Raw genomic sequence first — 11,822 nt, 5'->3', positions numbered from 1 at the left:
TCGAGCTGCCGCAGATGCACGGCTATCTCTACAAGGAAAACGAGATCCTCAGCCCCGATGGCGAATGCCACGCCTTCGACCACCGCGCGCAGGGCACCGTCTTCGGCTCCGGCGCCGGGTGCGTGGTGCTGAAGCGGCTTGCCGATGCCGTGCGGGATGGCGATCATATCTGGGCCGTGCTCAAGGGCTCTGCCATCAACAACGACGGGGCGCAGAAGGCGGGGTATCTCGCGCCCTCAGTCGAGGGTCAGGCGCGCTGCGTGGCCGAGGCGCAGGCGGTGGCCGATGTCCCCGCCGAGACCATCGATTACATCGAATGCCACGGCACCGGCACCTACCTCGGCGATCCCATCGAGGTCGCCGCCATGACGCAGGCCTTCCGCGACCAGACCGACGCCGTGCAATTCTGCAAGATCGGCTCGGTCAAGACCAACATCGGGCATCTGGATACCGCCGCCGGGGTGGCGTCGCTGATCAAGGTGGCGCTGTCGCTGCACCACCGAGAGATCCCGCCCTCGCTGGGCTACGAGGCGCCGAACCCGACGATTGATTTCGAGACCTCGCCCTTCGCCGTCAACGCGGCGCTGACCCCCTGGGAACAACGCGGCCATCCCCGCCGCGCCGGCATCAACTCCTTGGGCGTCGGCGGCACCAATGCCCATGCGATCCTGGAAGAAGCGCCCGCCCGCGCGCCCTCTGATGAGTCCGATTGGCCGTTCCAGCTGTTCACGCTGTCGGCCCGCTCGAAATCCGCGCTCGACGCGCAGGCCAGGGGGCTGGCTGCGCATCTCCGTGCCAACCCGGGGATCGACCTCGCCGATACCGCCTGGACCCTGCACAAGGGTCGCCGCGCCTTTGACAAGCGCCGCGTGGTGGTGGCCGAAACCGCCGAGGAAGCCGCCGATCTGCTGGACTCCGACAACCCGCGCCGGGTCTTCACCCATACCGCGCTGGACAATCCCGATGTGGTCTTCCTCTTCCCCGGCGGCGGCGCGCAATACGCCGGCATGGCGCGCGACCTCTACGAGACGGAGCCGGTCTTCGCCGAATGGATGGACCGCGGGCTGGAGATCCTGCAACCGCGCCTTTCCTACGACATCCGCGCCCTGTGGCTGCCCGAAAAGGGGGCCGAGGCCGAGGCCGACGAGACGCTGAAAAAGCCCTCCGTCCAGCTGCCGCTGATCATGATCACCGAATACGCGCTGGCCCAGATGCTGATGGCCTGGGGCGTGCAGCCCGCCGCGCTGGTCGGCCATTCGATGGGCGAGAATACCGCCGCCTGTCTGGCCGGGGTGTTGTCGTTCGAGGATTGCATCGCGCTGGTCCATCTGCGCGGTTCGCTCTTCGACACGGTGCCCGCCGGGGGGATGCTGTCGGTGCCGCTGTCGGTCGCCGCGCTCACCCCCTATCTGGGCGATCTGGACATCGCCTCGGTCAACGCACCGGAACTGACGGTCGTTTCCGGCCCCGATGCGGCGCTGGTCGATCTGGCCGCGCGGCTCTCGGCGGACGGCATCGACACCCAGCGCATCGCCATCGACATCGCCGCGCATTCCCGGATGCTTGAGCCGATCCTCGGCCAGTTCCGCGCCTTCCTCGCCTCCATCCCGCTGCAAGCGCCGCGCCTGCCGATCATCTCGAACCGCACCGGTCAGCCGCTGACCGCCGAACAGGCGACCAGCCCGGACTACTGGACGCAGCACCTGCGCAACACCGTCCTTTTCGCCGAATGCGTCTCTAATCTTGCCGAAAACCCCAATCGCATCTGGATCGAGGTCGGGCCGGGCAAGGCCCTGTCCTCGCTGACGCGGATGCATGGCGCGGTCCCCGGCCAGCAGGTTCTCGCCGTCCTGCGCCACCCTGAGGAAGCGATCGCCGACGACCTTTACCATATGGGCCTGCTGGGCCGGATCTGGGCGCTGGGCGGGTCCTTCGACTGGAGCCAGATCTGGGGCGAGGCGCGGCGGGTGAAACTGCCGCTGCCGACCTACCCGTTCGAGCGCCGCGAATACTTCATCGCCCCCGCCAAGCCCGTCACGGAGACCGCCGTCGCGCTGCCCGCCCGGATCGAGGACGTGACGCAGATGGGCACAAGGCTCGCCTGGGTTGCGCGCTCGGCCGAGGTGGAGGCCGATCTGGATGCCGCGCTGGCCTCGATGGCCGAGACCTGGCTCGTCTTCGCCGATCAGGACGGCATCGCCGCGCCGGTCATCGCCAAGCTACGCGCCGGGGGCCAGAAGGTGATCGAGGTTCAGGCCGGTGACACCTTCCGCCGCCGGGGCGACAGCGCCTATATCCTGCCGCCCGAACGCGGGCGCGAGGGTTATGACCAGCTCATGCAAGATCTGGTGCATCGCGGCACGGTGCCCACAAGGATTGCCCATTTCTGGCTGGCCTCGGGTGAGGAACATTTCCGTCCCGGCTCCAGCGCGTTTCAGGCGCATGTCGAGCAGGGCTTCTATTCGCTCCTGTTCCTCGGCCAGGCCATCGCCGCCGAAGGGCTGGTGGGGCCGATCCATACCACTGTGATCACGGCCGGCGCGGCGCAGGTCCGGGACGAGGCTTTGCGTTGGCCGGAAAAGGTGCTGATCGCCGGACCCGCCCGCGTCATGCCGCATGAAATGCCCGGGATCACCGTCTCCACGCTGGATATCGAGCCCCGGACCCGCAAGCGCGGCCCGGATCAGAGCGCCGGTCTGCTGGAGGAATTGCTGGCCGCGCCCTCGACCGCGGTGGCGGCGCTGAGGGACGGCAAACGCTACGAACAACGCCTGCGCCCGCAGCCGCTGGACTCGCTGCCCGATCTGCCGCAAGGCGGGGTCTGGGTGATCACCGGCGGCTTCGGCGGGATCGGCCAGACGGTGGCCGAGGCGCTGATCCAGCGCTCGCAAGCCAAGATCGTGCTGCTGGCCCGCACCGACCTGCCGCCGCGTTCGGAATGGGAGGCGGTGAAGGCCCAGGGCGGCCCCGCTTTGCGCCGGATTCTGCAAGTGGAGAGACTGGAATCGCTCGGCGCCGAGGTGATGACCGCCGTCGCGGATGTCTGCAACATCGACGAGATGCGCCGTGCGCTGGAGGCGGCGAAGGCCCGCTTCGGGGCGATCCACGGGGTGATCCACGCCGCCGGGGCCATCGACGACGCACCGCTCGCCGCCAAGACGGTCGGCAGCGTGGAATCCGTCTTTGCGCCGAAGGTCCACGGCACGCGGGTCTTGGACGCGTTGCTGCCCGATGGCGCGGTGGAGCGGATCGTGGTCTTCTCCTCGACCTCCACCCTCACCGCCCCGGCCGGGCAGGTCGATTACGTCGCGGCCAACGAATATCTGAATGCCTGGGCCAAGGCCCGCACGGGCAAGACCAAGGTCACCGCCATCGACTGGGGCATCTGGGCCGAGGTCGGCATGGCGGCCGAGGCGATGGCCGCGCGCAGCGGCAAGGCGCCCGCACTGCCCGACGCGCTCGCCCCGGTCCCGCTGCTGGACCGCGTGGGCTTCGACGCGGCGATGAACCGGCGCTTCACGGCGACCTATTCGACCGACATGTGGCTCTTGGACGAGCATCGCACCAAGGACGGAAAGGCGCTGGTCCCCGGCACCGGCATCCTGGAAATCGCCGTGCAATCGCTGCACGGGCAGGGCGAGGTCGAGCCCTTTGAGATCGCCGACCTGACCTTCTTCCGCGCGCTGGAGGTCGATCAGCCGAAGGCGGTGGAGGTCATCCTGACCCGATCCGACGCCGGGTATGATTTCGCCTTGCGGTCCGAGGTCAGCCTGCGGGGGCGGAAGGGCTTCGTCCTGAACGCCTCGGCCCGGGTGAACATGGGGGCCATCGCCCCCGCCGATGCGCTGGACGTGGCCGCGCTGGAAGCGCGCTGCCTGACCGGCATTCGCGAGGATCAAGGCGGCATCGCCACCGGGCAGGAGCATCACCTCAACTTCGGCCCCCGCTGGCGGGTGCTGAACCGCGTGGCCTATGGCACCGGCGAGGGGATTGCCCGGCTGTCGCTGCCCGCGGCCTTCCGCGCCGATCTGGATCAGGGCTATGTCCTGCACCCGGCGCTGATGGATCTGGCGACCGGCTGGGCGATGGAGCTGATCCCCGGCTATCAGGGCCGCGCGCTCTGGGTGCCGGTCAGTTATGGCAATGTCAGGGTCTATTCCGCCCTGCCCGCGCAGATCGTCAGCCATATCCGCATCGCCCCCGCCGAACCCGGTTTCGCCAGTTTCGACGTGACGCTGGCCACGCCCGAGGGGCAGGTCTGCGCCGAGATCCGGCGCTTTACCATCAAGCGGCTGGAAGGCGGCTTCGGCACGCCCGCGCCGCTGCTGCCCTCCGAGGTGGAGTTCACCGACGCCGGGGACGACCGCGCGCTCAGCCCCGGCGAGGCGCGTCTCGCTCGCAATCTGGCGCAGGGGATCACGCCGGCCGAGGGGGGTGAGGCCTTCCTCAGGGCGCTGGGGACCGGGCGGTCGCAGGTGGTGATTTCGTCTCTGACATTGCCGGAATTGATCGCCGAAGCCGCGCAGCCCTTGGAAGCCGAGACCGGCGTCGGGCAGAAATTCGAGCGCCCCAACCTCGACAGCGCCTATGTCGCGCCCCGCAATGATGTGGAGCGGATGCTGGTGGCGATGTGGGAAGAATTGCTGGGCGTCGAGGGCGTCGGGGTCGAGGACAGTTTCTTCGATCTGGGCGGCCACTCGCTGATCGCCGTGCGCCTCTTTGCCCGCGTGAAAAAGACCTGGTCGGTGGATTTCCCGATCTCCGTCCTCTTCGAGGCGCCGACGGTGGAGAAGATCGCCGCCCGCGTCGCCGAAATCGCCGGCATCACCGAGACGGGTGAGGCCCCGGCCGTCGCGGCCCCCGTCAAGCGCTACGAATTCCTGGTGCCGATGCACGAGGGCGAGGGCGGCGCGAAGACGCCGTTCTTCCTGGTCGCCGGCATGTTCGGCAACGTGCTGAACCTGCGGCATCTGGCGCAGCTGCTGGGCAAGGACCGGCCGTTCTATGGCTTGCAGGCCCGGGGTCTGCTGGGCGGGGCCGAACCGCACCGGCGGCTGGACGAGGCGGCGCGCGATTACCTGGCCGAGGTCCGGCAGGTGCAACCCCATGGCCCCTATCTGCTGGGCGGCTTCTCGGGCGGGGGTCTGACCGCGCTGGAGATGGCCAAGCAACTGCGCGCGGCAGGCGAGGAGGTCCGGCTGCTGACGCTGCTGGACACGCCGCTGCCGGAACGGCCATGGCTCAGCCGCGCCGACAAGGCGATGATCAAGCTGGCCGAGTTCCGCCGCAAGGGCCCCGCCTATCTGGGCGAGTGGCTGGCCGAGCGGAAGCGCTGGCAGGAGGAACAGGCGCGCATGGCCGATGAGGCGGCGGGCGAGGCCGACAGCGGCTTCCACAACCGCGCCATCGAATCCGCGTTCCGCGAGGCGCTGCCCTTCGTCGCGCTGGACCGTTACGACGCGCCGGTCGCGCTGTTTCGGCCGCCGCTCGACCGGCATTGGAAAGTGACCGGCGGGCGCTGGGTCAGCCGGGCCAAGGAATACGTCTATGACGACAACGACTGGTCGCGCTTCATGCCGAAACTCTCGGTCCATGAGGTGCCGGGCGACCACGACAGCATGGTGCTGGAGCCGAATGTGCGGGTGATGGCGGCAAAACTGAAAGCGCTGATCGCGGAGGCCGAAGCATGAAAAGCGTGCTCTGCGTGATCCTGAACTGGCGGACGGCGGAAATGACGCTGAAGGCCACCGAAGCGGCGATGGTGGCGATGGAAGGGATCCCCGGCGCCATCACCATCGTCGACAACGACAGCCAGGACGGCAGTTTCGAGGCGATGAGCGCGGCGGCAGCAGCCTGGCCCCGGGTGCGGGTGATCCAGTCGGGGCGCAACGGCGGCTATGGCGCGGGCAACAATGTCGGGATCAAGGCCGGGCTGCCGGACGGCTCTAAGCCTGATTACGTCTATATCCTGAATTCGGACGCCTTCCCCGCGCCCGATGCGATCCGCGCGCTGGTCGATTACCTCGACACCCATCCCGAGGTCGGCTTCGCCGGCAGCCATATCCATGGCGAGGATGGCGCACCGCATACCACGGCGTTCCGCTTCCCCTCCATCGCCAGCGAATTCGAGGGGGCGGCGAAGACTGGGCCGGTGTCGAAGCTGCTGAAGAACGCGATTGTCGCGCCGCCGCTGCCGACCCGGACCCAGCGGGTGGATTGGCTGGCAGGGGCTTCGGTCCTGATGCGGCGGTCGGTGCTGGATCAGATCGGCCTCTTTGACGAGACGTTCTTCCTGTATTTCGAAGAAACCGACCTCTGCCGCCGGGCGGCGATGGCGGGCTGGCCCACGGTCTATGTCGTGGAGAGCCGGGTGATGCATCTGGGCTCGGTGTCCACGGGGATGAAGGAATGGCGGCGGGTCCCGGAGTATTGGTTCCGCTCGCGCCGGTATTATTTCGAAAAGAACCACGGGGCGCTTTACGCGATGCTGGCGACGCTGGCGCATGTGGCGGGGCTTGGCATCTATGGCGCCCGGGTCCTGGTTCAAAGGAAACCAAAGGTTAATCCGCCACATTTTCTCCGCGATCTTCTGAAACACAGCTTCGGATCGCGCCCCGCGAAAAGGCTAGTGCAGGAGAGTTGAGATGACGCCGTTTTCATGTGTCCTGGTGGGCAACGAATCCCTTCTGGTGCAATGCGCCAAGGTGCTGACCGGCCGCGGACACCGGATCGTCACCGTGGCCAGCCGCAACCCTGAAGTCATCGCCTGGGCCACCGGCGCAGGCATCCCGGTTGTGGCGCCCGGCAAGGGGATCGAGGAACGGATCACGGCGGAGTTCGACTGGCTCTTGTCCATCGCCAACCTCTCTGTCCTGCCCGAGGCGCTGCTGGCCCGTGCCGCCAAAGGCGCGGTCAATTTCCACGACGGCCCGCTGCCGCGCTATGCCGGGCTCAACGCGCCGGTCTGGGCGCTGATGCAGGGCGAGACGCGGCATGGCATCACCTGGCATCTGATCGAGGGCGGGGTGGATGAGGGCGATATCGTCGAACAGGCGCTGTTCGACATTGCCCCCGACGACACCGCCTTCTCGCTGAACGCCCGCTGCTACGCCGCCGCGATCGAGAGTTTCCCCTTCGTCGTCGGCGCGCTGGAGGCCGGGATCCCGGGCCGCCGCGCGCAGGATCTGAGCCAGCGGACGCTCTGCAAGCGCGACGACCGACCCGCCATGGCCGCGCGGCTCGATTTCGCGCAGCCGGCGGCGGAGGTCGCGCGGCTGGTGCGGGCGCTGGATCACGGCGGCTATTGGAACCCGCTGGCCCTGCCGAAGATCGAAACGGCGAAAGGCGTCTTCGCCGTTACCTCGGCAGAAGTGGTCGAGGGTCAGGGCGCCCCGGGCATGGTGCTTGAATCGGGGGAGGAGCCGATCATCGCCTGCGGCACCGGCGCGGTGCGGCTGGGCGGGATCACCTGTCTGGGCGGATTGCCCGAAAGCGATGTGGCCACGGTGGGCGAGGTTCTGCCCCTGCCCGACGCCGCGCTGACCGAGGCGATGGCACCCTTGGTCCCGGGCGAGGCGGGCTGGCGCAAGGCGCTGCAGGGGTTCGCCCCGGCGGAACTGTCGGCCCGGGCACAGGGGCAGGGCATCGCCACCCGCGCCTTGACCGGCGTCTCAGCGGCCCGCGCGGCGGCGATCATCGCCGCCTATGCGCCCGGCGGCTGGGCCTATCGCGGTCAGGCGACGGCGGCGGCACAAGCCGCGGCGCCCGCCTATATCGCGGGCTGGCTGCCGATGGCGCCCAAGGGCGAAAGCCTCGGCGCCATGGAGGCCTCGGTTTCGGGTCTGATGGAGAGGGCGGCGCAGCACCCGTCCTATGCGCGCGACCTGATCGGCCGTGACCCGGCCCTGATGCCGCTGGCCCTGCCTGCGCTGGGCCTGTCGGAAACCGGCCAGCGGATCGCGGGCACGGCGCTCTGTCTGGTGGCGGGACCCGAGGGGCTTAGCCTGTCGGCCGACCTGTCGAAACTGGACGAAGCGACGCTCGACCTGTTCGCCGCACGGATCGCGCATCTGGCGGGGGCAGGCGATGCGCCGCTCGCCGAACTCGACCGGATCGGCGCGCCGGAGCGCGCGGTCATGGACCGCCTGAACGCCACCGCCCGCGACTTTGACAACCAGACCATCAGCCGCCTGTTCGAGGCGCAGGTCGCCCGGACGCCGGATGCCGTGGCGCTGGTCTTCGAAGGGATCAGCCTGACCTATGCCCAGCTCAACGCCCGGGCCAACAAGGTCGCGCATGTGTTGCAGGGGCTGGGGATCGCGCCGGATACGCCGGTGGCGCTCTGCGCCCGCCGCTCGCCCGATCTGCTGATCGGCGCGCTGGGCATCCTCAAGGCCGGCGGCGCCTATGTGCCGATGGACCCGTCCTATCCCGCCGACCGGCTGCAGCATTTCCTGACCGACAGCGGCGCCCCGGTGATCGTCACGCAATCGGCGCTGATCGACGCCCTGCCCGCGCATGCGGCCGAGCTGCTGGTGCTGGACACCGACACGCGTCTGGCCGCCGCGCCGGAGACCAACCCGGACACCGGCGCCGCGCCCGAAAACCTCGCCTATCTGATCTATACCTCGGGCTCGACCGGCCTGCCGAAGGGCGTGATGGTCGAACACCGCAACGTCGCCAATTTCTTCGCCGGAATGGACGAGCGCATCCAGCACGATCCGGCGGGGGTCTGGCTGGCCGTGACCTCGCTCAGCTTCGACATCTCGGTGCTGGAACTCTTCTGGACGCTGTCCCGCGGCTTCAAGCTGGTGCTGACCTCGGACGAGGACCGGATGATGGTCTCGGGCGGCTCGCTTCCGATCCTCGACCAGAAGATGGATTTCAGCCTGTTCTACTGGGGCAATGACGATGGCCCCGGGCCGCAGAAATACGAACTGCTGCTCGAAGGCGCCAAATTCGCCGATACCCACGGGTTCAGCGCCGTCTGGACCCCGGAACGCCATTTCCACGCTTTTGGTGGCCCCTATCCGAACCCCTCGGTCACCGGCGCCGCCGTCGCGGCCGTAACCAAGAACATCGGCGTGCGCGGCGGCTCCTGCGTGGCGCCCCTGCACCATCCGCTCCGGATCGCCGAGGAATGGGCGGTCATCGACAATCTGACCAACGGGCGGGCCGGGATCGGCATGGCCTCGGGCTGGCATCCGGTGGATTTCGTGCTCAGGCCGGAAAACTCGGTGCCGAACAACAAGGCGGCGATGCTCGACACGATCGAGAAGGTGCGCGCGCTCTGGCGGGGCGAGGCGGTGGACTTCGACCACAACGGCGAGACCCGCAGCCTGCAATCCCTGCCGCGCCCGGTGTCGAAGGAATTGCCGATCTGGCTGACCACCGCCGGCAACCCCGAAACCTGGCGCGAGGCCGGGCGGATCGGGGCCAACGTCCTGACCCACCTGCTGGGCCAGTCCATCGACGAGGTGGCCGAGAAGATCGCCATCTATCACGAGGCCCTGCGTGAGGTCGGCCGCGATCCCAAGGACCATATCGTCACGATGATGCTGCACACCTATGTGGCGCGCACCCGTGACCTGGCCCGCGAAACCGCGCGCGGGCCGATGAAGTCCTACCTGATGTCGGCGGCGGCGCTGCTCAAGCAATACGCCTGGGCCTTCCCGGCCTTCAAGAAGCCGAAGGGCACCACCAACCCGATGGAGATCGACCTCGGCACGCTCAGCCAGGACGAGGTGGACGGGATCCTGGACTATGCCTTCAACCGCTATTTCGAGGATTCGGGCCTGTTCGGCACGGTCGAGGATTGCCTGCGCCGCGTCGAGCAATTGAAGCGGATCGGCGTGGGCGAGATCGGTTGCCTGATCGATTACGGCATTCCCACCTCGCAGGTTCTGGAAGGTCTCTGGCCGCTGGCCGAGGTGCTGAAACGTTCGAACGCGCCCGCGCAGCTGGCGGCGGACGATTTCTCGCTCGCGGCGCAGATCCAGCGCCACGGGGTCACGCATCTGCAATGCACCCCGTCGATGGCGCGCATGCTGACCGGCAATGACGAGGCTCGTGCGGCCCTGTCGCACGTGAAACAGCTGATGGTCGGGGGCGAGGCGCTGCCGGGGGCCCTGGCCTCCGATCTGGCCGGGATCATCGGCGGGCCGGTGCAGAACATGTACGGGCCGACCGAGACGACGATCTGGTCGACAACCGCGCTGTCGAAGGGCGGCGAGGGGGTGGTCGGCATCGGCACGCCCATCGCCAACACCACGCTGCATGTGCTGGACGAGGATCAGCGCCCGGTGCCGCTGGGGCAGGAGGGCGAGCTGTGGATCGGCGGCGCCGGGGTCACGCGCGGCTATTGGCGGCGTGAGGCGCTCACCGCCGAACGCTTCGTGGAGATCGGCGGCGAGCGGCTCTATCGCACCGGCGATCTGGTGCGGCTGCGCGCCGATGGCGGGGTCGATTTCCTCGGCCGGGCCGACCATCAGGTGAAGATCCGCGGCTACCGGATCGAACTGGGCGAGATCGAGACGCAACTGGATGCGCTGCCCGGGGTCACGCAATCGGTGGTCATGGCGCGTGAGGATCAGCCGGGCGACGTGCGGCTGGTGGCCTATGTGCTGGGCCATGCCGATACCGCCGGGCTGAAGGCGCAACTGGCCTCGGTGCTGCCCGCGCATATGGTGCCCTCGGCCGTGGTCCGGCTGGACAGCTTCCCGCTGACGCCGAACAAGAAGATCGACCGCAAGGCGCTGCCCGCCCCGCAGGCGGTGGTCCGCGCGGCACCCGTCGCGGCGCCGGTGGCGGCCAATGCGGGCGACACGCAGGCCCGGATCGCGGCGATCTGGCAGCGGGTGCTGGGCGTGGCCGAGGTGAAGCCCGGCGACAATTTCTTCCAGCTGGGCGGCCATTCGCTGCTGGCGGTACAGGCGCATCGCGAGATCCGCGAAGCGCTGGCCCTGCCGGGGCTGTCGATCACCGATGTGTTCCGCTTCCCGGTTCTGTCGGCGCTGGCCGGGCATATCGACGGCAAGCTGAAGCCGGTGACCGCCGCCTCGGGGGCCGCCCCGGTGGCCGAACCGGCGGTCGAGGCCGAGGCCGCGCGCGGGCGGCTGGACGCGATGTCCAAGCGCCGGGCGATGCGGGCGGAACGGCTGAGCAAGCTGGGGTGAGCGCGCCCGGCGATCCCTTCCTGCGCCGCCAGCTCCTCGGGCTGGCGGCGTCGGTGTTTCCGGGGCTGCCGGTGGGGATCGCGCCGGTCGACGGGGTTTCGCTGAAACCTGAGGAAGAGGGCGCGCTGGCCGGCGCGGTCCCGGCGCGGCGGGCCGAGTTTTCGGCCGGACGGGCGGCGGCACGGATGGCCTTGGGCAGGGACGTGGCGCTGCCGATGGGACCGGACCGGACGCCGGTCTGGCCTGAGGGCGTTCGGGGCTCGATTACCCATGCCGGGGGTTGGGCTTTGGCGGTGACTGGCCCCGGGCTGGTTGGGATTGATCTGGAGCTGGACCAGAACCTGCCCGAGGACGTGCGGGAAACGGTGCTGTTGTCCGGCGAACGCGGCGCCGATGGACGCAGGGCACGGCTGATCTTCAGCGCCAAGGAATGCGCCTACAAGGCTCAATATCCCGTTACGAAACAGCTTTTCGGCTTCGATACCTTCGCCATAGACCTGGGCGAGGGCGTGTTCCGCGCCGTCTGGCAACGCGATCTCGGCCCGTTCCGCGCCGGTCAGGCGTTGGAGGGGCGCTTCGCCATCGGGTCGGGCTTCATCCTCACCGGGATCGGATGAACCGCGCCGCGGCATCCCCGGCCCATCGCCC

Annotated in this window: 4 protein-coding genes; all 4 read left to right on the top strand. The window is 68.8% G+C overall.

Annotated elements, in window-relative coordinates:
- Window positions 1-14: 14 nt before the first annotated feature.
- Genes VDQ18_RS19830 through VDQ18_RS19815 form a run of 4 tightly spaced genes read left to right on the top strand, consistent with a single transcriptional unit; the run spans window position 15 to window position 11,791 of the window.
- Entirely contained in the window at window positions 15-5,690 is a 5,676-nt protein-coding gene (locus VDQ18_RS19830) for a type I polyketide synthase (protein WP_323022631.1), read from the top strand.
- Window positions 5,687-6,643, top strand: a complete 957-nt coding sequence (locus VDQ18_RS19825) for a glycosyltransferase family 2 protein (protein WP_323022630.1) — start codon at window positions 5,687-5,689, stop codon at window positions 6,641-6,643. The genes VDQ18_RS19830 and VDQ18_RS19825 overlap by 4 nt, the downstream gene beginning before the upstream one ends.
- Window position 6,644: 1 nt before the next feature.
- Window positions 6,645-11,174: a MupA/Atu3671 family FMN-dependent luciferase-like monooxygenase gene (locus tag VDQ18_RS19820; protein ID WP_323022629.1), complete on the top strand. Its 4,530-nt coding sequence runs from the start codon at window positions 6,645-6,647 to the stop codon at window positions 11,172-11,174.
- Entirely contained in the window at window positions 11,171-11,791 is a 621-nt protein-coding gene (locus VDQ18_RS19815; protein ID WP_323022628.1) for a 4'-phosphopantetheinyl transferase family protein, read from the top strand. The genes VDQ18_RS19820 and VDQ18_RS19815 overlap by 4 nt, the downstream gene beginning before the upstream one ends.
- Window positions 11,792-11,822: the final 31 nt, after the last annotated feature.

It is taken from the genome of Pararhodobacter sp. (assembly GCF_034676075.1).
Lineage (GTDB): Bacteria > Pseudomonadota > Alphaproteobacteria > Rhodobacterales > Rhodobacteraceae > Pararhodobacter.
The sequence above is the reverse complement of the archived record's forward strand: the minus strand, read 5'-3'. Positions and strand labels throughout refer to the sequence as shown.

Coding starts and splice junctions, on each gene's coding strand:
- VDQ18_RS19830 (WP_323022631.1), top strand. CDS start 15: ATGCACGGCTATCTCTACAAGGAAAACGAGATCCTCAGCCCCGATGGC.
- VDQ18_RS19825 (WP_323022630.1), top strand. CDS start 5,687: ATGAAAAGCGTGCTCTGCGTGATCCTGAACTGGCGGACGGCGGAAATG.
- VDQ18_RS19820 (WP_323022629.1), top strand. CDS start 6,645: ATGACGCCGTTTTCATGTGTCCTGGTGGGCAACGAATCCCTTCTGGTG.